This is a genomic window from Ferdinandcohnia salidurans (assembly GCF_042680725.1).
GTDB classification, from domain to species: domain Bacteria; phylum Bacillota; class Bacilli; order Bacillales; family Bacillaceae_L; genus Ferdinandcohnia; species Ferdinandcohnia salidurans.
In genome coordinates this window covers 19,139-41,655 of sequence record NZ_JBHUEK010000007.1, presented here as the reverse complement: position 1 = coordinate 41,655, position 22,517 = coordinate 19,139, and the positions used below count along the sequence as shown (strand labels likewise).

General features: G+C 38.8%; 20 protein-coding genes. 4 read left to right on the top strand and 16 right to left on the bottom strand.

The features are described from left to right. Window positions 1-59: 59 nt before the first annotated feature. The 4 genes from ACFSFW_RS03085 to ACFSFW_RS03070 all read right to left on the bottom strand — a co-directional run bounded on the left by ACFSFW_RS03085 (window position 60) and on the right by ACFSFW_RS03070 (window position 4,529). A complete protein-coding gene (locus ACFSFW_RS03085; RefSeq protein ID WP_304212306.1) occupies window positions 60-1,043 on the bottom strand; it encodes an ABC transporter substrate-binding protein in 984 nt (327 codons plus the stop codon). Window positions 1,044-1,205: 162 nt separating this feature from the next. Next, window positions 1,206-2,204 (bottom strand): Gfo/Idh/MocA family protein, encoded by a 999-nt coding sequence (locus ACFSFW_RS03080; RefSeq protein WP_388035112.1) that lies wholly within the window; start codon window positions 2,202-2,204, stop codon window positions 1,206-1,208. A 280-nt stretch (window positions 2,205-2,484) separates the two neighbouring features. Beyond that, window positions 2,485-3,492: a Gfo/Idh/MocA family protein gene (locus tag ACFSFW_RS03075; protein WP_304212311.1), complete on the bottom strand. Its 1,008-nt coding sequence runs from the start codon at window positions 3,490-3,492 to the stop codon at window positions 2,485-2,487. Window positions 3,493-3,539: 47 nt separating this feature from the next. After that, window positions 3,540-4,529 carry a LacI family DNA-binding transcriptional regulator gene (locus ACFSFW_RS03070; protein WP_304212314.1) on the bottom strand — a complete coding sequence of 330 codons (990 nt, stop codon included), beginning with the start codon at window positions 4,527-4,529 and terminating at the stop codon, window positions 3,540-3,542. Window positions 4,530-4,723: 194 nt separating this feature from the next. On the opposite strand from ACFSFW_RS03070, the gene ACFSFW_RS03065 reads away from it, so the two are divergent. Beyond that, window positions 4,724-5,692, top strand: coding sequence for a sugar phosphate isomerase/epimerase family protein (locus ACFSFW_RS03065; RefSeq protein ID WP_304212317.1), 969 nt, complete (start codon window positions 4,724-4,726; stop codon window positions 5,690-5,692). A 95-nt stretch (window positions 5,693-5,787) separates the two neighbouring features. Here the strand turns inward: ACFSFW_RS03065 and ACFSFW_RS03060 are convergent, their stop codons facing one another. Both ACFSFW_RS03060 and ACFSFW_RS03055 read right to left on the bottom strand, forming a co-directional pair. Further along, window positions 5,788-6,312: a CBO0543 family protein gene (locus tag ACFSFW_RS03060; RefSeq protein WP_304212319.1), complete on the bottom strand. Its 525-nt coding sequence runs from the start codon at window positions 6,310-6,312 to the stop codon at window positions 5,788-5,790. 118 nt (window positions 6,313-6,430) lie between these two features. After that, the gene (locus ACFSFW_RS03055; RefSeq protein ID WP_388035106.1) at window positions 6,431-7,597 is read right to left on the bottom strand and encodes an LL-diaminopimelate aminotransferase; all 1,167 of its coding nucleotides are present in this window, start codon (window positions 7,595-7,597) and stop codon (window positions 6,431-6,433) included. 133 nt (window positions 7,598-7,730) lie between these two features. On the opposite strand from ACFSFW_RS03055, the gene ACFSFW_RS03050 reads away from it, so the two are divergent. After that, window positions 7,731-8,957: an MFS transporter gene (locus tag ACFSFW_RS03050; RefSeq protein ID WP_388035103.1), complete on the top strand. Its 1,227-nt coding sequence runs from the start codon at window positions 7,731-7,733 to the stop codon at window positions 8,955-8,957. Between the two features lie 120 nt (window positions 8,958-9,077). Here ACFSFW_RS03050 and ACFSFW_RS03045 read toward each other — a convergent pair whose 3' ends face one another. The 3 genes from ACFSFW_RS03045 to ACFSFW_RS03035 form a co-directional block, all read right to left on the bottom strand. Beyond that, window positions 9,078-9,902 carry a M15 family metallopeptidase gene (locus ACFSFW_RS03045; RefSeq protein WP_388035101.1) on the bottom strand — a complete coding sequence of 275 codons (825 nt, stop codon included), beginning with the start codon at window positions 9,900-9,902 and terminating at the stop codon, window positions 9,078-9,080. Window positions 9,903-10,647: 745 nt separating this feature from the next. Then, a complete protein-coding gene (locus tag ACFSFW_RS03040) occupies window positions 10,648-11,334 on the bottom strand; it encodes an OmpA family protein (protein WP_099353689.1) in 687 nt (228 codons plus the stop codon). Continuing rightward, window positions 11,327-13,153, bottom strand: a complete 1,827-nt coding sequence (locus tag ACFSFW_RS03035) for a MotA/TolQ/ExbB proton channel family protein (protein ID WP_388035098.1) — start codon at window positions 13,151-13,153, stop codon at window positions 11,327-11,329. Before ACFSFW_RS03035 ends, ACFSFW_RS03040 begins: the two co-directional genes overlap by 8 nt. A 201-nt stretch (window positions 13,154-13,354) precedes the next feature. On the opposite strand from ACFSFW_RS03035, the gene ACFSFW_RS03030 reads away from it, so the two are divergent. After that, window positions 13,355-14,194 carry a serine O-acetyltransferase gene (locus tag ACFSFW_RS03030; protein ID WP_304212337.1) on the top strand — a complete coding sequence of 280 codons (840 nt, stop codon included), beginning with the start codon at window positions 13,355-13,357 and terminating at the stop codon, window positions 14,192-14,194. Between the two features lie 99 nt (window positions 14,195-14,293). Then, window positions 14,294-14,914 (top strand): DUF3298 and DUF4163 domain-containing protein, encoded by a 621-nt coding sequence (locus ACFSFW_RS03025; protein ID WP_388035094.1) that lies wholly within the window; start codon window positions 14,294-14,296, stop codon window positions 14,912-14,914. A 62-nt stretch (window positions 14,915-14,976) separates the two neighbouring features. Here ACFSFW_RS03025 and asnA read toward each other — a convergent pair whose 3' ends face one another. The 7 genes from asnA to nhaC all read right to left on the bottom strand — a co-directional run bounded on the left by asnA (window position 14,977) and on the right by nhaC (window position 22,504). Further along, window positions 14,977-15,978 (bottom strand): aspartate--ammonia ligase, encoded by a 1,002-nt coding sequence (gene asnA, locus ACFSFW_RS03020; RefSeq protein ID WP_388036009.1) that lies wholly within the window; start codon window positions 15,976-15,978, stop codon window positions 14,977-14,979. A gap of 231 nt (window positions 15,979-16,209) precedes the next feature. Next, the gene (locus tag ACFSFW_RS03015; RefSeq protein ID WP_388035091.1) at window positions 16,210-16,749 is read right to left on the bottom strand and encodes a VUT family protein; all 540 of its coding nucleotides are present in this window, start codon (window positions 16,747-16,749) and stop codon (window positions 16,210-16,212) included. A 47-nt stretch (window positions 16,750-16,796) separates the two neighbouring features. Further along, entirely contained in the window at window positions 16,797-17,471 is a 675-nt protein-coding gene (gene queC, locus ACFSFW_RS03010; protein WP_388035088.1) for a 7-cyano-7-deazaguanine synthase QueC, read from the bottom strand. Between the two features lie 272 nt (window positions 17,472-17,743). After that, window positions 17,744-18,835, bottom strand: a complete 1,092-nt coding sequence (locus ACFSFW_RS03005) for a Gfo/Idh/MocA family protein (protein ID WP_388035085.1) — start codon at window positions 18,833-18,835, stop codon at window positions 17,744-17,746. A gap of 36 nt (window positions 18,836-18,871) precedes the next feature. Next, entirely contained in the window at window positions 18,872-19,600 is a 729-nt protein-coding gene (locus tag ACFSFW_RS03000) for a ThuA domain-containing protein (RefSeq protein WP_388035082.1), read from the bottom strand. Between the two features lie 17 nt (window positions 19,601-19,617). After that, the gene (locus tag ACFSFW_RS02995) at window positions 19,618-20,775 is read right to left on the bottom strand and encodes a Gfo/Idh/MocA family protein (protein WP_388035080.1); all 1,158 of its coding nucleotides are present in this window, start codon (window positions 20,773-20,775) and stop codon (window positions 19,618-19,620) included. Between the two features lie 304 nt (window positions 20,776-21,079). Then, a complete protein-coding gene (nhaC, locus tag ACFSFW_RS02990; protein WP_388035077.1) occupies window positions 21,080-22,504 on the bottom strand; it encodes a Na+/H+ antiporter NhaC in 1,425 nt (474 codons plus the stop codon). Between the last annotated feature and the right edge of the window lie 13 nt (window positions 22,505-22,517).

The window sequence follows — 22,517 nt, the reverse complement described above, 5'->3', positions numbered from 1 at the left end:
GTAAAAGAGAGAGGCTATAGCAGTGTTGCCATAGCCCTCAAGTGTTCGAGCTCTATTTCTTAGTAAGGTGAACCCTCATCGAGGAAATCTTTATAATTATCTCTGTCTACAATCGTTGTAGGAATAATGGTTTCCATTTCAGCATCCTCACCTTTTAATACCTTAAGTGCAACATCAACAGCATCCTTTACCATGGCCGGGCTATATAGAGCAGACTGAATCCAGATATCTTCGTTTTCAGGCATCATATTAAAATACTCCTGCATACCACCGCCGCCGGTTACTACTTTAATATCTGTTCTTCCTGCCTCTTTAATTGCTTGTAAAACACCAATGGAAGTTTCATCATCCAGGGAATAGACCGCATCAATTTTATCTAAGCTTGTTAAAATATCTGCAAAATCTTTTAATCCATCTTCTCTTGTAAACTGAGTCGCATACGTGTGAAGCTCAATATCCGGTGCAATTTCTTCAATGGTTTCAACAAATCCCTTCTTACGCAATTCAGAAACAGAGCCTGAGGATGGTACCTCTAGAATAACGACATTTCCTTCTTTACCAATCTTTTCAACAACGTAATTTGCACCTTGAACACCCATGTCCTCGTTGTCTCCCGCTACTCGATAAACACCTTCTGCATCAATGACAATGTCAAAGTTTACAACTTTGATTCCTTCATCTAATGCACGTTGAATAGGTACTTCCATACCCTCCCATTGTGGAAATGCTACGATAGCTTCTGCCCCCCACGTCATTAAATCATCTAATTGTGAAGTCATTTCAGCTGCATTGCTACTTGTTTGAATCTGGTACTCAATCTCACCAGAAAGTTCCTTTGCTCGGGCTTCCGCATGATATGCAACCGCTGCAACCCATCCATGTGTAACAGCTGGTGCCAAAATACCAATCTTATGCTTATCACCAGAATCTTTTCCCGAATCCCCGCTTGGTTTGTCGCCTGTTTGTTCTGAATTACTACACGCACTCAGCACAGGAATTAATAGTAAAACTAGCAGCGATACTAAACGTAATACTTTTTTCATAAAAAATAACCCCCTCGTTTTTAACTAGTTATTTATTTCATTAATATATTGAAACCTTCGTAACATCAAAGTTTTTACTAGTAAATATAAGCGCTTTCTTTTCTAGGAGTTAATCAAGTTGTGGGTTTTTGTGAGGATCTCTGATGTATGTAAAATGGTAAACTACATATATATTTGTTTTCCTGATTCTAACGATTCTTCTATACTTTTAAGTAGTTTTAATGTGTAGAGTACGTCTTTTAAAGGAACTATAGTATTTTCTTGATTCTTGTCTATGCAATTCAAAAAATAAGATAATTCATTTTGAAAGGCATCGCTCTTTTCAAAGGTAACTGCTGACTTTCCCTCGCGATTGTAGTAGAAGAGTTGTTTCGGGCCCTTATCGATATTTTCAATATTCTCACCCGCTATTAAATTAAAATCTAGAGTCCCTTGAGCCGCTTGTGCTCGTAATGACATTGTAAAAGGATAGCCAGTCGTCATACGCTGAGAGGCTTCAACGAATGCTTTACACTTATTCTTAAAAATAAGCGTAGTCATGACGTGGTCCCAAGCATCATATTTATTTTTGTTTCCAACCGCATATACGGATTCAACCTCGCCTATTAAATAATGGACGAAATCAATATCATGTAAGTGTAGGTCAAATAGGGCTCCACCACTTTTTTCGGGATGCAAAAACCAATCACTCCATTTAGGTAGCTGCCCCAGTCTCTTTGCATGAACAATCTCAATATCTTTCAGTTTGTCAGTTTCACTCAGCATTTTAATTGCCTTATACTCAGGCCAAAAGCGGAGAACATGACCGACAAATAGTTTGACACCATTTTTAGTAACTTCATGAATAATTCGATCTGCTGATTCTAGTGTAAGAGTTAATGGTTTTTCACAGATAATATGTTTGCCTGCCCTAGCTGCCTTAATAATATAGTCTTCATGTAGGAAGGTTGGTAAACATATATCAATGACGTCTATTTCCTCATTACGTAATAAATATTCGTAATCCGTGACAAAAGACCCATTATAAGCGTGAAGAAGTTCAAAATCTTCTACTTTATTTCGGGTACATATTGCCGTTACCTGACAATTTTCGATATGACGGTAAGCTTCTAAATGTGTCTTACCGATGAATCCCAAACCAACTAGCCCAATATGTTTCATCGTTTCCCCCTCTCAACCTAGTAATCTGGAAAGATATTCGAAGGATTTTTTCACAGAAACGTCAATTTCCATTGACTTAAGATGTAATTGATTACAAATCATATTAAGAATACATCGTACAAGCTTTACGCTACTGATTACTTTATTAAGGAATGTTCAATTTGTAATCCGTTACATTTATAGTATAAGATAAACAATATTCAGTCAATTAATTTTAGGTAATAATTCTCATTTTTTCCAGAGAGGTAAAACTAGCTTTGTGATGCATTTCTAACAACATCTATAAACCAAGTATTTTCTCAACAACTCTAAGTGAAGCAACTGCTTGCTCACCAGTAACTGGAGGCTCTACATCATGTAAGATTGAATTGATAAAAGCATCAATAACACCTGTATTCGTTTGGTTATCATTCGTCTGAATGGACTCTAGATCATACCTCTTAACAGAGCCATCCCTTTTTTCAATGATTAGTGGCGCATTTGGATCATGATAAATTTTTAAAATCCCAAATTGGCAGTAGATAATCGTTGAATTATCTTCAGAACCGTAATATGTCCATGAAAACGAAGCTGTTCCCAAACGCCCTTTTTGTGTTTTAAATGCACAGACAACATTGTCACATACCTCTATTGGTTTACCATTTTCATCCACTTTATCTAATGCACCATAGAAAGAATGCACATCCTCAATTTCGTCATCTAATAGGTAATGAATTAAATCAATTTTATGAATTCCTAAATCACCTGCAACACCTGAATGAGAGCGTTCCTTTTTAAAAAACCAAGTGGAGTTTGATTTGTTGACTCCCCAGTTCTCAGGACCTTGATGACCAAATGAGGTTTTGAAAGTCAGTACCTCACCTAGTTCCTTTTTATCTATTATTTCTTTCGCTTTCTGATGTGCTTTTGTGAAACGTTGGTTATGATCAACCATTAATTTTTTCCCAGATTTCCTCTGTGCTTCTAGGATTTCCTCCGCATACTTCACATTAATGGCTATTGGTTTTTCACATAAAACATGCTTCCCACTTAATAACGCGTTGGTAGTGTTGATATGATGGGCTTCATTAGAAGAACAATCGCTAATCGCAACAATGGAAGGATCGTCGAAAAGTTCCTCAACTGTTTTTACAGCTCGCCCTCCATATTCATTAGCCAAGCTCAGGGCTCTTTCACCTTTACGGTCATAAAAAATAATCTCCTCAACATGCGGATTTGCTTTATACTCGGGTGCGTGTCGATGTCTAGCTATGGAACCACACCCGATAATACCCACTTTTATACCCATGATTGAAAACCTCCCTCTTTCCTATTTTTTTAAAAAGGTAGGAAATCCTATCCCATTGTTGACTCGCGAATAATTAATTCGTGATCTAGGACAACACTTTCTACCTTTTCTCCTTGAATGCTACTAATCAGCATGTTTGCTGCAAGACTCCCCATTTTATACATCGGCTGTGAAATGGTGGTTAATGTAGGATTTGTCATGTTCGAGAAACTAATATTATCAAAACCTACTAAAGCAATGTCATTTGGAACATGTAAACCGTTACCATTTATTCCTTTTAAGGCTCCAATAGCCAATGTGTCAGAAACGGCAAAAACAGCTGTGGGCTTTTCCGCTAATTGGAACATGACCCTCATTGCCTGAACACCATTTTGAAATTCAAGTTCTTTCGTGTGGTAAATCCACTCATCACGGATTGGAAGATTAAATTCTTTTAAAGCTCGCTCATACCCATTTCGACGTTGTCTCGCGTATAAAAACTTTTCATCAGAATTGATGAGCGCTATTCTTTCATGACCTAACTTAATTAAATGCTTAACAGCCTGATAAGCCGCCAATTCATTGTCAATCGTTACATAAGGGATACTCCCTCCCTCTTCGTATTCACTACAAAGAATAACAGAATAATTCTCAGCTAATTCATTTAACTTGTGCATATTGACTGTCGGGTCCATCGAAATGACACCATCAGCTAATTTATTCTTAATCATATTAAAATAAATGTTTTCTCGTTGTGGATTGGAGTCCGTTTCGCATAGAAGTATATTGTAGTTGTTGGTAATGGCTGTATTTTGAATCCCGTTGATAATTTCTGTGTAAAAGGGATTTGAAATACTTGGAAGCAATACTAATAACAGGCGACTTTCGGAGTTGCGAAGATTTCTTCCTAGCATACTAGGTTCATAATTAAGATCTTTGATTGCATTTTCAACTTTTAGTCGTGTTTTCGGACTTACAGACGTAGCATTATTAAGGACCCTTGAAACCGTTGCAACGGATACTCCTGCTTTTTGGGCTACTTGTTGAATATTTGCCATTTATGGTCCCCACTTTCAATCTATGATAAGGAATTGTAATCGATTACAATTATGATTGTAGGTATTCTCAATATTTTTGTCAATATTTAAACATTAACCTATATTTTAACAATTTTATATATTCAAATTTTTATTTTCTTTGCTATAATGAGATGTAACGGATTACAAAAATAATGAATTGGGGAGGATTCTATATGAAGTTAGGGGTTTTTACAGTCCTATTCTCGGATAAAACTTTAGACGATATGCTTGACCATGTCGCAGCAGAAGGTATTGAAGCAGTTGAATTAGGCACGGGCGGTTATCCTGGTAATGCCCACTGTAAGATTGATGAATTACTAGATAATGAACAAAAACAAAAGGAATTTCTAGAGAAGTTTTCAACCAGAGGGCTTATCATTAGCGCCTTAAGTTGTCACAGCAACCCTCTTCATCCTCAAAAACACATCGCAAACGAAGCAGATTCTCTATTTATGAAAACGGTTAAATTAGCAAGTCAGCTTGGTGTCCCTGTTGTAAATACATTTTCTGGCTGTCCAGGTGACCATGAACATGCAAAATACCCGAACTGGCCTGTTTCTCCATGGCCAAATGAGTACCAAGAAATTTTAAAATGGCAATGGGAAGAAAAAATCATCCCATATTGGAAGGAAAAAGCTGCATTCGCAAAAGAGCATAATGTGAAAATTGGGCTTGAATTACATGGCGGATTTTCCGTTCATACACCCGCAACGCTTCTACGCTTAAGGGAAGCATGCGGCCCAGAAATCGGAGCAAACCTTGACCCAAGCCATATGTGGTGGCAAGGCATTGATCCTGTTGAATCTATAAAAATACTAGGACGTGAAAACGCAATTCATCATTTCCATGCGAAGGATACGACGATCGATCAACAAAATACAAACCGTAACGGTTTAACAGATATGACTCCTTATCATGAAATGCAGAACCGTTCCTGGTATTTCCGGACAGTTGGATACGGTCATGACGCTAAGGTTTGGGCTGATATGATTAGCACCCTTCGTCTTTTCGGCTATGATTATGTCGTAAGTATAGAACATGAGGATGGATTAATGTCCGTTGATGAAGGATTTAAAAAAGCCATTCAAACTCTTAATCCGGTTATGGTGAAGGAGTCCATTGGGGAGATGTGGTGGACGTAAGAATGTAAAGAAAAGGAGAAGCTTTTAATAGCTTCTCTTAGTTCTATTTCTACAAGACTCACGGCTGACCCGTTTTTTTCAGTTGCATTAGATTTTTATTTAAGGTATTCCAATGGAATTGGAAACCTAGTTAATAGAAAAATAATCCAAATAATCGATAACCCCAAAGCCATTAGAGGTCGTTTTTGATGAAGTCTTAGCATTGGAAACATAACGAGATTAAAAAGAATCGACCATCCCATCGACCAACCATGATGATGTTTGATCAAATGCAAATACTCCAAATTGATGTATTCAATAACTACATATATGAATACCCACAGTCCAATCCAAAGAAGCTGTTTCCATTTCTCTTCAGGAAAGCGACCTAGATAAATGAGAGTCGTGGAAGGATAGGTAACAAACATAATTAATAAAGAAATAAATGTATGATTCGATAGGATGTTTTGAGCAAACATCGTTTCCTGGTAGGTCCAAATCAAGTAATCATGGAACAAGAAATTTTTTAAAAGATCGCCCATAATAAAGAATAAAATCGTTGGGTAATATTCTCGCCAACTTCTCCAATCACCCCATTTTATTGCAGCCAAAAGAAGCAAGGCGTTATATATTAGGTGCATCCAATACACTCCTGAGTTAGTAATACACTTATATTACCCAATATTTTACATAAAAATAAGACGAATCCTGAATCGATTCGCCTTGCTAGCTGCGAGAGAGTCTTAATACTACCCTTCTCTATTTTAACAGTGTGATTTCTTTTAATCGCTGAACAGCCTTTTCTAATGTTGCTTCGTTTTGAACAAGTCCAATTCGCACATAGCCCTCGCCACTTGGACCAAAAGCATTCCCTGGAGTGACAACAATGCCAGCTTCATCGATTAGATGATAAGTAAAATCAGTGGAGGTAAACCCAGCCGGTACCTTCGCCCAAATAAACATGGAGGCTTTTGGTGAATCAACATGCCAACCTATTTCAGCCAGACCTTTTACCAAAATATCACGTCGTTCTTTGTACGTTTGTCGAAGTTCTTCACTGAAACTTGACGTCTCACCTAACGCGGCAATCGCTGCTTTTTGGATGGGTAAAAAAACACCATAATCGAGATTTGATTTAAGTCGGTTTACAGCTGCAATGATTTCCTGGTTCCCGACTATATATCCAATTCGACAGCCTGCCATATTAAAGCTTTTTGAAAGTGAGTTAAACTCAACTCCAACTTCTTTAGCACCTTCTACTGATAAGAAACTAATCGGCTTCTCTTCATAATAGAGCTCCGAATAGGCAAAATCATGGAGTACAATAATCTGATGTTTTTTCGCGAACTCGATAACCTTCTTAAAAAAGGATTCTGTAGCCATTGCTGGTACTGGGTTGCCTGGAAAGTTTAGAATCATCAATTTCGCCTTTTGGCAAACATCCTCAGGGATAATATCCAAGTCAGGTAAAAAGTGATTCTCTTCTTTTAGTGGCATTCCATAAGGTGTTGCTCCTGAAAGTGCAATACCAGCTGCATATGCCGTGTAACCAGGGTCTGGTACAAGAACTACATCACCCGGGTTAGCAAAAACCATCGGAAAGTGGACAAGTCCATCTTGAGAACCCATAACCATTAAGACCTCATTTTCCTTATGTACCGAAACATCAAATCTGTTTGAATAGTATACTGAAATGGCTTCATATAACTCATCGGTTCCCGTTAAAGAATATCCATATAATGAAGGATCTTGCACATGACTAGTCAACACATCCATGACATACGGCGGCGGCGGCAAATCAGGGCTGCCCACACTTAAGTCAATCATCTCATGCCCCTCACGCAATTTTTGTTTCTTATAGTTTGCTAGTTCATTAAAAATCGATTCCCCAAATTCGTTCATTTTCTGTGATAGTGTGATATCCAATGCTGTCACCTCTTTTGTTTGATTAGTATTATTATAACAAGTTTTATACGATTGACTACGAATGTTAAGATTTAACTTTAAAAAGCTGATATAATCCTTTTAAAGCATCAATTTATAGAGAGAAGGATTTTAATTGCAGCAACAACAGAACACTTCAGATAAATTATGGACAAAAAACTATTTCCTCGCGTTTATTTATGCGATGTCTACTCAAATATCCAACAATATGCTAATGACGGGACTGCCATTATACGCGATCTATTTAGGTGGCGATAATTCGATTTCAGGTATGCTTTTTGGTTTCTTCATGTTTGTCGCAATCCTTTTCAGGCCTTTTTTTGGTAAATTAATAGATGAAAAGAGCCGTAGAATCGTCTTAATTATTGGTGCTGTGATTGCGGCATTTATTACTCTTTCGTATGTTGTAGCCTTTTCAATTAGCCTACTGCTTGTTATGAGAAGTTTACATGGTATAGGGTTCAGTGCTACCACCAATGCTTCCGGTACGGTTGTTTCGGATATTGTGCCAAAAAGGCGGTTAGCAGAGGGTATTGGGTATTTTGGTTTAGCAAATACACTGTCCACAGCAATCGGGCCTGCACTTAGCATCTTTTTAATTCAACAGTATAATTATCAGGTTCTATTCATCGTTGCCGGTTTAATCGGTTTGATTTCGATCATTTGTAGCCTGTTTATGACGTACGAAAAACAGAATCCAAATCTAGTGATAAAATCAACAAAAAAGAATCGAAAAATCTCCGAATTGCTTTTTGAAAAAACAGCATTGCCAACCGGATTAGTAACCGCTTTTGTTTATGTTGGAATGGGCGCATCGTTAACGTTCATTCCAACCTTTGCCCTTTCCTTAGGGATTGAAGACATTGGTTTATATTTTACGGTGTTTTCATTTGCTTTATTGTTCACGCGAATTGTGGGAGGTAAATTGGCTGATAAATATGGAAGTTCCATCGTGGTAGTCCCTGGCTTAGTGAATATGACGATATCATTTGTGGTATTAGCCTACGCCAATTCTCTCGGAGACTTTATTCTAACAGGCATCCTCTATGGATTAGGGTTGGGTTTTGTTGAGCCAGCCTTAAATGCTGTCATGATCAGACTATGTCCCCCTGATCGAAGAGGCGCAGGGAATTCGACGTTTTTTACAGCAAAGGATTTAGGTAGCGGACTCGGAGCGATTTGCTTAGGTTTCATCTCCCTGAATTCAGGGTTCAAAGCCGTGTTCTTATACAGTGCAGTATGTATTATCCTCGCATTCTTCGCATATGTTTTGATATTGCGAAGACAAATCAATACTGCGAGAAACTCAGAAAAATCAAATTTACAGGCCAATGTAAGCTAATTTCTATATGTTATTAAAATGCCAGGTTCCCTTCTAGTTCGGGGTTCCTGGCATTTTTATTTACGTGATATTTATGGCTATGCACAAAAGAAAAAAGAGCCCAACAAGAGCTCTTTCCATCTAATATTCTACAACTCCAAGATATTCTTCTAATGTAATTTCATGTTCTGTGATATATTTTGCATGTTCGACACCAACATAGCGAATATGCCATGGCTCGTACATATAACCAGTGATGTCTTCATTTCCTATTGTATAACGGACGATAAAACCAAATTCCGCTGCGTGCTCCGCAACCCATTTGCCTTCAACCGTTTCACCAAATTCCTGAACAAGCTGGTTGTCGACACTATCGCTCGTGACGTCCATCGCAAGACCAGTTTGATGTTCACTTTGACCAGCTTTTGCACTGAAGGTAGTAGCTTCGGCTTCACCAAACCCACGTACATATGAATCATAGATGACTTGTTGCGTAGCATACGAACGGTAACCCGATTGAGCATGTAGAGTGATTCCGTCGGCGCTCGCCTGTGCAAATAATTTTTCCAACGCCTCGGCTGCTTCTTTTACCATATGTTTACGTTCTGAAACAGAAGTTGAAAAAGCAACATTTGGCACAACAAGATTTTGCGGCACATAAGTTGCATCCAAGACTCCTACTTCTTTGTTGACAAGAAGTAAAAATGGATCATTTGGATCTATGACTGGTTTTACATCCTCTGGTTTCACTACTTCTGTCTGCTCACCAGCTGTTTGGGTTTCGGGTGCCTCTACTTTCTCCGGCAATGCTTCCCCATCTTTTTCTTTACTTAACGCAATTTTCCCAATAACAACTTCTTTAATAGAAGCATAGCTTTCTTGTAAAATATCAGAAAATGCTTCCCTCGTAAAAAAGATCGAGGACGCCACTAGTACCAGTACCAATCCGATGATGACTTTCTTCAATATTATTCCTCTTCCCTACATCTATCTATCTCTGTTTTTTCTCTACCTACCATTCTACTATATTTTACAAGAATCGACACAGGGAATTAGTTGTAACTTTTCACCATGAGGAAAGCCCTAGGAGAATCCTAGGACTTTTTTGGGTCGCGGGGACAGGTCCCTTGTCCCAGTTTTAAATTACGTATGCTTTTAGATAGATTTGCTGTATAAATTCATTCGTAAATTCCAACTATTAGGAGAAATGATTGAAAAAAAGGGGGAGAAATGCAAAAAATATCCATTTGCGTATTGTTTTTTAAGGAAAAAAGCGATAAAGCATACGTAAAAATGAATTGCGTATGCTTTTAGATAGATTAGTAGTATTATTTCATTCGCAAAATCCAAATAAAGGGAAAAATCATCTGAGAAGAGACAATAATTGTAAAAAACATCCATTTGCGTATCATTTTTTAGAAAAAAAGCGATAAAAGCATACGTAAATAAGAATTGCGTATGCTCTTAGATAGATTAGTAGTATATTTTCATTCGTAAAATCCAAATAAAGGGAAAAAAGGTTATCGAAAACGACTATAATTCCTTTGAACTATTCTAATTGAGTCTATCTCCGCTTCCGCCTGAGCAAGTATCGCGAGAGCAGCCAAAACAGTATATCAGGGACAGGGAACCTGTCCCTGTGTCCCACAAAAAATGGATCAGAAACGCGGGACTCAATCCAAAAAAGACACGGCCAAAGGCCGTGTCCCTTCTAGTTCCCCAATAATTCTCTTGTCTTCTCCAGGATTTCTTGGTCTTTGAGGCGGAATTTAAATTCGACTCTTCGGGAGGCTTGGCCGTTGTAGTTTCCATCAGAGTCTGAGCGGCCATCGGTAAAGGACCTCCCATTTACGGTTAGTTTTGTTTTGAGATGCTCCTGAATGTTTTTATACGGAAACTCACTACTCAGGATATATTCTGCGACACTATAAGCCCGCTGCTGGGAAAGTTCTAGGTTATACAAATAGGTGCCATCCCTGTCCGCATGCCCCTCGATAATAATTTCTGAAATATACTCCTCATATCCATTTTCTAAGAGCACATCTAAGTAGGCTGGAACGAATTCGTCCAAGAATGTAAAAGCTTCAGGCTTCAGCACAGCGGAGTCATACTCAAACAGGATATCTGTATTGAAAATCAAGGCTCCTGTTTTCTCATCAATTTCGATGCTAGAGTCGCTGAATTTTTGATTGAGATCTTCTATGAGACCCACCCTGACACCCATGATTTGATCGATCGTTTTTTTCATTTCTTGAATTTGAAACGATTTAATCACCATCATGATGATAAAAATGAGAATAAAACATAGCAAAACAGATGTTAGTAAATCGGTGAAAGACGGCCAAAACGAACTCTCCTCTTGCTCCCGATGAAAAAGCCTTTGGTATTTACTAATCATTGGTTCCAATCCTTACCCGGCTGTTTTCTTGAACTGTACTCTGGGCAATCGACTGGAGCTGTCGATTCAATTGTTGAAATTCCTGACCGATATCTCCTAATGTCTGCTGCAATTGGCGAGCATTTCTCTGGCCGACATCCCCTGTAATTTCACCAATCTGTTTAAACTCTTTTTTCACAGCCTCATTCATTTCCAGCATGTACTCATTCATATTTCGACTGACTTTATCAAGTTTTTCTCCAAGTGTACCCTCGAGATTTGTTACATATTTCGAAAGCGTATCCCGTAAAGCATTCACGCTTGTGTCAATCTGGTTTTCTTTATATTGGAAAGAATCCCCCATTTGTGCAATGGTCCGGTTGATTTCATTTAATAGCTTCATATACTTCATGCCAACCTGCTCATTTGAACGCGAGGCTTCACTCAGATAGCTTTCAATCGCCTGGGCATTTGTCAAATGAACCTGCAAATGCGAATTAAATTCATGGGTGAACTGTGTCAATTCATCAAAACGATAGGTTAACAGATTTTTATATTCACTTTGAGCTTTGTTAATCGAATCAATCGCATGAGGCAAGCGTCCAATCGAGTTGCCAAGGGCCTTAAAATCATTGCGGACATCACGCAAGGAAGAAATAATATCGGTTAACTTTGAACTTACATCCGTTCCAAACACTCGCTCAAACTGTAGATTGTTTTCCTTCATTAATTTGATAGTGTGCCCACTTTGTTCATTCATTTTATCAAACGCACCATAAATGGATTCCTGCCTCTGGGCAATAGAAGAGAAATACTCTCTTATATCGACCACTGATTGCTGAAAATGATTCATCGTTTCCTTTTGATCCGCTGTTAATTCCGCTACCTTTTTATACGTTTCTGTAAAAGCACTTCTCATTTTTTCATTGCGCTGGTCCATGTTCTGAAAGTAAATAAACAATTGATCAAAGTTTTGGTTCAACTTTTTCACACCTTGATCAAAGCCTTCCGTTAATTCCTGCACACCATGAAAAATAGCCGAAAACTGTTTTAGATTTTCCGTAAGTCCTTCATTGAATTTTGCCAAATCCTTGGCGGATTGTTGCAAACCAACCGTATACTCTTGGAACCCTTTAAACGAATTCACAATACTTTGAAGGGATTCCTGATTTGAGTTCCGTAATTCAATGATCGAGGAATGAATGGTTTCCGATACTGCAATAAGTCGTCCCATTCCATCCTGTTCATTTTCTTCTAGAATGGACTCAGTCTTGAGCATAATATCGGTCAACATAAATTCCGTATTCGCAACCCGGGTAACGATCGTCATAATCAACGAGAGCCCCATTCCAGCAATACTTGTGTAAAAGGCGACATCAATCCCTGCAAGGACGGTTGCGACATTCTCCACCAGCATGTCACCAGTTGTATCTATGCTACCAAGTGACATCGCAAGACCAATAAACGTCCCGAGTACACCAATCAAGATAAAAATTGAAACGGTCATTTGAACAATTTTAATCAGGTTTACAACAGGCACATTAAATACACGCCAACCTGAAATTTTATTTTGGACAAATGTCTCCACCTTCACCGATTCCTTTTGTTTCATTTGTTCAAAATCCGCCTGAATTCGATTTAGTGGATCCATCTCTAACGAATTGGTGTCACGGATAAAATTACGAATTCTCCTAAGTTTGCTGTACAACGTAAAATGAACCAAGATTGCCACCACAAATCCAATAAAAAGCGCCATAAAAATCAATTCAATCAATGGACTAGTCAAGACAGCCTCTGCCTGCTGTTCACTCACAAACACCCTCAAGATCGCTTCAACCATTTAAGTCTCCCCTTTCATTGCACGTCCAAAAATCACCTTGTTTATAGCTATTCGAAAAATGGACAAATCATGCATTTGAATGAAAAAAGAGATATGATATAGAGTCAATGAGAGCGATGCCATTTTAATAAGTTATTAGCTTTGCAATAATTCAAGTTTTACGTTACTTTATAATTAATGCTACAAATGGGGATGATACAGATGGAACAGAATGACTTATTAACGATTTATAACAACTTGCATAAAGAAATCGGAAATACAAAAAAACACTTGTGTTCTCGTTTAAATCATAGTTTAATGCAGATTCCTACTTTTATTGACACGATTAGGGAAGTACTGTTACCAGAATACTATTGTACTAGTAAAGAACGTAATATTGAGTACGAATTAAAGAATCTGGCAAAGCTTCAACACCTTTTACAGGAAATTTTATCTCATAAAAGTGACGAGCAAGTCGTAAAGCAAGACACCTTAACATTTCTTGAATTGTTACCGTCGTTACGACTAATCATCATGAAGGATGTTGATGCAGCATTTCGAAAAGATCCCGCTGCCAAAAGCTATGAAGAAATTGCGCTAACGTATCCAGGTGTTTTTTCAATTATTGTTCATCGAATTTCTCATGAACTTCATAAAATGGGGTATACGTTAGTATCTCGCGGCATTTCTGAATATGCACATGGCAAAACCGGAATCGATATTCACCCCGGTGCAACGATTGGTCATAGCTTTTTCATGGACCATGGAACGGGCATTGTTGTCGGGGAAACAACCCTGATTGGTAATGATGTAACGCTTTACCAAGGTGTGACACTTGGTGCCTTTTCATTTGACCGGGATAAAAATGGCGAAATCATCAAAGGTGGAAAAAGGCGACATCCTGTCATCGAAGATAATGTGACCATTTATGCGGGTGCGACTATTCTTGGTGGTGAAACCGTGATTGGAAGAGATTCCATTGTTGGCGGGAACGTCTGGCTTACAAGGAGCATCCCGGCTGGAAGTAAAGTCGTGACGGTCATTCAAAATAAAATGTTATAGATTACTTTAATCGGAAATTGTTTTTAATGGCAATTTCCTTTTTTTCTTCTCACACTCTTTTCCTTCAAGAATACGATAAGGAAAAAAGGACTGTGATGTATGCCTATTTCATTTCCAGTAAGTATAAGAACACAAGCTTTCCGATTAGGTCCTCAAAAGAGAGTCTATTACCCTCAAGTTGAAAGGATGCGGAATCAACAACTCCAGCAATTGATCAACCTATCGATTCTCCACCAAGCACAAGGACTGATTTCACTACAAGTTGGAAATATGCCTTCTACTGTAGTTGAAATGCTCGGATATTATGAAATCAAAAATAACCAGCGACAGGTACTTAGTCTCACTCAATCAAACTACACCTATCATGACAAGGCTGCCCACGGCATGACGTATATCCGATCACTAACGTTTGACCTTAAACGTGGTAGACGTTGCGACCTCAAGGACCTTTTCAAGCCAGATAGTGATTATGTAAGTCGATTATCCACTCTCGTTTCCGAACAAATCAAAGAGCGTAATATTGATTTACTATCTGAATTCACGACGATAAGCCCAAATCAAGAATTTTACATCGCTGACAAAACACTAGTCCTCTATTTTCAACTATATGACCTGACTCCATATGTATTTGGCTTCCCGATGTTTCCCATTTCCGTCTATGACATTCAAGATATCATTGATGAAGATGGACCCCTTAGGAGAATGGCGACAAATGATTGATCGATTAGAAAAAAGCTTAAATGGGAAATAGACAAATTCCTTCATTTAAGCTTTTCACCAAGCTACAAAAGAACAATATTCTGTTCTTTGCATTCTTTTCTGATTGTTTCATTCCATACGGAAGCCTGAACTTCGCCTATATGGGCTTTTTTTAGCAGAAACATACATAATCGTGACTGTCCAATTCCGCCCCCTATTGTATAAGGGAGCTTCTTTTCGAGGATTGCTTTATGATAAGGTAATCCTTTCCGGTCTTCATGAAAAGAAGAGCTTAACTGTTTAAGGAGAGCTTTTTCATCAACTCGTATCCCCATTGAAGAAATTTCAATCGCGTTTTGTAATAATGGACTCCAAAAGAGCATATCCCCATTCAAGGTCCAGTCATCATAATCTGGAGAGCGTCCGTCATGTCCCTCACCTGAACGCAGCACCCCACCAATTTGCATAATGAAAACCGCACCATGTTTTTTAGCTATGATAAATTCTCGTTCCTTTGTTGTGTTGTATGGGTACATATCCTCTAGCTCTTGGGAAGTAATAAAGAAAATGTCATTAGGTAATATCGGGGTAAGTTGCGAATGTAGACCAAACATGTGGAGTTCGGTCGACTTGATTGCTTGATAAATTTTCCTAACTTCCTGCTTTTGAGTGTCTAGGTTTCGTTCTTCTTTGGAAATGACCTTTTCCCAATCCCATTGATCCACAAATAATGAATGGAGATTATCTAGTTTTTCATCCCTTCTAATCGCATGCATATTCGTGTATAAACCGGTTCCTTTTGTAAACCCATATCTGCTTAAAGCCACTCTTTTCCATTTTGCAAGAGACTGAACCACTTCAATGCTTTTATTTTTAATATCAGCAGCATCAAATGAAAGGACACGCTCGTATCCATTTAAGTCATCATTGATTCCCTCGCCATTCTGAACCAGCAAGGGAGCTGATACCTTTAATAAACGCATTGTCTTAGAAAACTTAATCTCAAAATAATGCTTCAATTCGTTAATCGCTGCTTGTGTATGAAGAATATCCAACACAGGTTTGTATTCACCTTGTAATGATATAGAAGTAATTGTCCATTCACCTCCGAGAAAGCATGCAGGAGTCCGACCTTCAATCCAAAGTTGGCTTCCTCCATTTTTTAGACTTATTACCCTATGTGCTAACGCCCTAAAGTGTTACAGTAATTCTTTAAAATGTATGGGTTAGGTTTGGAAAAAATGTGTTTTGTAAAAACAAAAAAACTTGGATAGAGAATAATCAATCCAAGCTTTTTTGATTATTTTATAGTTTTATTATTGTGACACGATTTCCTTATCCATTGTTGGGTTAATTTGATGAAGGATAAACGCACCAATTCCCTGAATGATTGTTTTCACTAAAACTTGACCAATAATAGCCGCTGGAACAGCTTCCCATGGCAAAAAGTTAGCACCAAGTGGGCTTAAACCAATGATCACAAAGACTGCTGAATCGAGTAATCCACCCACTAAGCCACTGTAAAAAACTCTCCAACTCATTGGCAACTTGAGTCGTGTATAAATTTCAGTATCCGTTGTTTCGGCTAGTAAAAATGAAATCGCAGAAGCAAAAACGATCAGTAATGTATCACCTAATAAAAACGATACAAGCGCTGATAATAGTAAGGCAATACATATAAAGACATACGTCAACATTCTCCCATATCGATTTTGAACAAAGTCTCTAAAAATAAACGTTGCTCCGATAAGAAGTGTCCCCATCGGTACGATGAAAACACCTAGTGTCATAGGTTGAAAAGCCGCTGTTATGACATTCGCTAGAATAATAGATAAAAGATATAAAATGACTCTCATGATAATCCTCCTAAGTTACATTCTTGTTGTTTTACATGAATTGTATATTATTTGAATTCCTCAACTCTCTCACGTGATTCAAGATAAAGAGTTAATCCATTTTTTCTTAATTTGCAGGCAGGGCATTCACCACAGCCATCTCCAATGACACCTTCATAACAAGTTAATGTCTTTTCACGAACAAAATCCAAGACACCCAGATCATCGGAAAGCTTCCATGTTTGTGCCTTATCCAACCACATTAACGGAGTATGGATGACAAACTGTTGATCCATTGATAAATTAATCGTTACATTTAGAGATTTAATAAAAGAATCTCTACAATCCGGATATCCACTAAAATCAGTTTCAGAAACACCGGTAATGATGTGTTTCGCCCCTACTTGGCTTGCTAAGACAGCAGCAAATGATAAAAAGAGTAGATTACGGCCAGGTACAAATGTCGATGGTAACTCACCATCTTCCCCTTCCTTTATCTCCATATCATTTCGAGTTAACGCATTCGGAGCAAGTTGATTTAAAAGCTGCATATCCAAAATATGTTGGGTAACATTGAACTCACTCGTAATCGCCTTTGCGCACTCAATCTCCTGCTTATGTCTTTGGTTGTAATTAAACGTCACAACCTCAACTTCTTTAAAAGTTTCTAAGGCCCAAAATAAACATGTGGTACTGTCTTGCCCGCCACTGAATACCACAATCGCCTTTTCATCATTTAACATATTTAAAACTCCTTCCGACAAAAGAAAAAACAGTACCCCAAGAGAAGTACTGCTTCATCTTAGTTTTTTTAAAGAGGGGTGCTAGAACCTCTACCGCTAAAAAACGGATTTATGTATTCAACTAAAAATTATAGTATCACAAAAGTCAATACAGTGGTATAAAAACTTTGGGTCGCCGCTTTTGCACCAATCTTCTTCACCCCTGGGTCACAGGGACAGGTCCCTTGTCCCACCTTATCCTCCCTACCCTTGGAAATGATTATTTTAGTTTATCAGAGTTGTGACATCACATTTAACATCGACGGCTTTTCACACGTACTTTCCATAACATAATGCCTCCCACTATCCGAGGAATCATGAAATCCATGCATGGCTTCTAAAACGTGATAAGCTAGCTCACCATTTGCACGGAAAGATTCATTATGTAGAATTGCATTTGCCATATCCGCAACACCGATGCCTCGATTGTTCTTCGGATTATTGAAAATAAGCGGAACTTCTACAAATTCCTTTTCATCTTTTCGTCTGATTTTGACTGGTCCTCCGAACGTGTTTGGATTTGGGACCAATAGAGTTCCCTCACTTCCATATACCTCAATCGGTGGCAAAGATGTTCCTCCAAATGCATCAAAGCTTGTCGTAACTGTCGCAATTGCACCTGAAGCAAAATCAACTGTTCCTGCAATATGAGTAGGGGTTACAACATCAATTTTTGTCCCTTTTTTCGGCTCACTTAAAATCGTTCGCTCCGGATAACTGATTCTTGTTGTACCCGCTATCCGCTTCATTGGACCTAATAATGCTACTAATGCTGTTAAATAATAGGGCCCCATGTCAAACATCGGTCCGCCACCTTGATCATAATAAAAGGCAGGATCGGGATGCCAATGTTCATGACCTCGGTTAATCATAAAAGCCGATGCTCCAATCGGAACACCAATTTCACCTTTTTCAATCAGATGAATGGCAGTTTGCATACCCGCACCTAAAAAAGTATCCGGCGCACCACCAACAAACAAATTAGAATTTCTTGCTACTTCTAAAATTTGTTTCCCTTCTTCGCGAGACACAGTTAGCGGCTTTTCAGTATACACATGCTTGCCAGCCTCCAATGCCTGAAGACTGACTGTTGCGTGCGCACGAGGAATTGTTAAATTAACCACCAACTGAATTTCACCGTCCGCCAATAACTCCTCAACAGAATATGCGTTAGGCACTCCAAACTTTTCTGCCTGCTGCTGTGCACGATCCACGTCTAAATCGGCACAAGCCACAAGTTCAAGATGTTCATATTTTTGAAGGTTTTCCATATATATGGAACTAATTGTTCCACACCCAATGATGCCAAGTTTCACTTTGCTCATATTCTTCCCCCTTGTATTATCTAAGTGATTTCCTTTTTACTGACTATCTCCCATGCCAGTATACACGCGAACATCTCCAGAACCTGCTACTCGATTAGCCTGTTGCTTTCCTTCTGCCGCCCATAAAAATCCACGACGCATAATGAGTGATACTTCAGGCATTTCAATAATATCGGCATGGTGACCTAAGGAACTATAAAAGACTCGCCCCTGGCCCCACCGTTTTGTCCAAACAACGGGCATGTCGACTGCTTTATTAGTCGCGTGTGGTCCATCTACAACCGGGAATCTTGTTGTGGCCAACACTTCCACAGCTGGATCGAAGTGAAGATAATATTGTTCACTCACGACTTTAAAGTCAGACAAGCCCTCAAGCAATGGACTTGAACTTTGTTTGATATTCACGGTGTACTCAACACCATCATTACCGGGGTGAGCTACCCAATTTCCACCCGTCATAAACTGCCAATCTACATTTTTTCGAAATGAATCACACATTCCCCCATGACAGCCGGCGATTCCAACTCCACTTGCTACAGCTTGAGAAATATTATGAACATATTTCTTCTCAATCTCCCCCATTGTCCAATGAGGAACCAGTAAGTCTAGTGATTGTAGTCTTTCAGCATCTGCATATGTATCTAGTGAATGTGAGACCTCAACATGAAAGTTTTCTTCTTCGAGCATGTTTTTAAAAAGTTGGGCAACCTGTTCAGGCTCATGACCATCCCAGCCACCCCAAACGATTAATGCCTTTTTTTGCATAGATGAACGCTCCTTTATCATTCAGATATTGTAATCCATTGACGTTTTTCAATCGATCGTTCCACAGCTTCTAAAACCGCTTGGCATTTCACCCCATCTTCAAAGTTAGGTACAGGCTGACGATCTTCTTGAATGGCATCCATAAATTCTACGATTTCATGAATAAATGTATGCTCATATCCAATCGTGTGACCTGCTGGCCAATAGCGATCAATATAGTCATGAGTCGGCTCTGTTGCCAAGACCCGACGGAATCCTTGTGCGTCCTCTCTGTCATCCGAAAAATAAACTTGAAGCTCATTCAATCTCTCAAAATCAAAAATGACGCTCCCTTTACTACCATTAATTTCGAATGAATTCGTACTTCGATGCCCTGTTGCAAAACGAGTTGCCTCAAAGCTACCTAATGCACCATTTGCGAATCTTGCCATAAATAACGTAGCATCGTCGACTGTTACTGGCCCCTTTTCACCTTGATTACTCCCTGTTGCCGATAGCCCTGTCATGTTAGTTGGTAGCGGTCTTTCTTTGATAAATGTTTCACTCATTCCAATAACCTCAGTGATATCACCGATTAAATAATGGGCCAAATCAATAAGATGAGCACCTAAATCTCCATGTGAACCAGACCCAGCAATCTCCTTTTGAAGTCTCCAGGCAAGTGGGAAATTCGGATCCACTAACCAATCTTGAAGAAACCAAGAACGGAAATGATAGATATCCCCCAATGCGCCTTCGTCAATCAACTTCTTCGCAAGTCTGACAGCCGGAGTAAAACGGTAATTGAAGCCAATCATATGCTTCACACCCGCTTCCTTCACCGCCTCCAACATTTCCTTAGAATCCTGAAGTGTAAGCGCTAACGGTTTCTCGCAAAAAACATGTTTCCCCGCTTTTGCAGCCGCAATCGCAATCTCTTTATGTACATCACTTGGTGCATTAATATCAATCAAATCAATATCATCACGTTCAACCAGCGCACGCCAATCATTCGTAAACTCTTTCCAACCAAACTGTGTCGCTGCCTCTGCAACCGCTTCTGTATTTCTACCACATATCACTTTCATTTCAGGACGAAGCCGTTCTGGAAAGAATAGCGGCAAATCACGATAAGCGTGAGAATGTGCTTTTCCCATAAACTTGTAACCAATCATACCGATATTTACTTGTTTCATAGTTTCCTCCCTTTCTTTTGTAAGTGTACTACCTCCCATTTAACCATATCGACTGCATAACAAATACAATCATTTGCTAAGGAATTGTCTATTTTTAAGCGGAAAATGAAAAAAAGCTACTCGGATTGGAGTAGCTTGGTAATGAACATGGAATAGTGCTTTCCACTGGTTATAACGCAATTATTGTGGATAAAACGCAATTACACATTTTAAAGTGCAATTATCCTGAATATAATGCAATTCTGCTAATTAGGACGCAATTCACCCTGGATATAACGCAATCCCGTGCAACAATTGGTTACATTTAAGCTTCGGCTGTTTTTTTATAATCGTTGATAACTTGTATTTTCTCTTTTTCTGTATATGTGAAGCCTGTTATACCATAAATCAACGTGAACAGCGGCGTGATCATTGCCATGAAACAAAATGGGATATACACTAACGGCGAAACTCCTAAAGCTGCCGCGGTGAATAGACCACTTGCCGTCCAAGGTGGAAGTGAACAACTTTGTGTTGAACAATCTTCAATGATTCTTGATAAATTTTCTGGCCGCAAATTAAATTTATCGTATAACGGTTTCATTAATGTACCTGTCATTACAGCGGAAAAAGAGAATGACCCACCAATACCTAATGTAAAATAGGCCGTAATAATGGTTGCGAAAACTAACATACCCCTACTTTTTATTCGGCTTGTAAGAGATACAACAATTGTTTCAAGCACCCCAGATTTTTGTAACAATCCACCAATTCCGAGTGCGAATAAGAAAAGAGCAACTAGAGGAAGCATACTTGTCAGTCCTCCACGTTGAAGCAGGGTATTAATGGTCTCTATCCCTGACTCCACATGATAGCCATTATAAAACACATTTACTATTTCACTAACCGTTGACCCTTGATAGAGTATAGCCACAACTGCACCTGAAAGGGCACCTATGAAAATCGATGTGATCGCCGGTTGTTTTGCAATGAGGAGGACAAAAAGGATAACCACCGGTATGAACGGATTGATTCCCAAATTAAAATGCTCTGCTAAATAGCCTGTAAGAGTATTGACATCTGTTGAGCTAACAGACTCTGTTCCATATCTCATACCCAAGACTGTAAAAATGATGGCCGTAATAAGATAAGCAGGAACTGTCGTCCATAACATATGTTTAATATGAGTCATTAAATCTGCACCAACAACAGCTGGTGATAAGTTGGTGCTATCCGATAATGGCGACATTTTATCTCCAAAATAAGCACCACTTATAATCGCACCTGCTGTCACTCCTGCAGGAATCCCTAAACTTTGACTCACACCCATCATGGCGATTCCAGCTGTCCCAAGAGTAGCCCAAGATGACCCAGTCGCTAAAGAAACGATGGAACAGAAGATAAGAGTAGATACGAGGAAGAACTGTGGAGAAATTGCTTGAATCCCATAATAAATTAACGCAGGAACAGTTCCAGATGCAATCCATGAACCAATTAAAATTCCAACAGTTAATAGAATCATGGATGGCTGCAAGGCCTTAAGCATCGATGAAAAAATACTTTCTTCTACATTTTTATATGAATACCCTAACCTCGTGACAAAAGGAATAATCGTTAATAAAGTGATAAACATCATAATCTGAATAGAAGCACCAAAAACAAGCATCCCTGTTGCGATTATTACAATGATCAACGATAAAATAAGTAACGAATACGCTAATGATGGTTTTTTCACAATTTTTTTATCCATCCAAACACTCCTT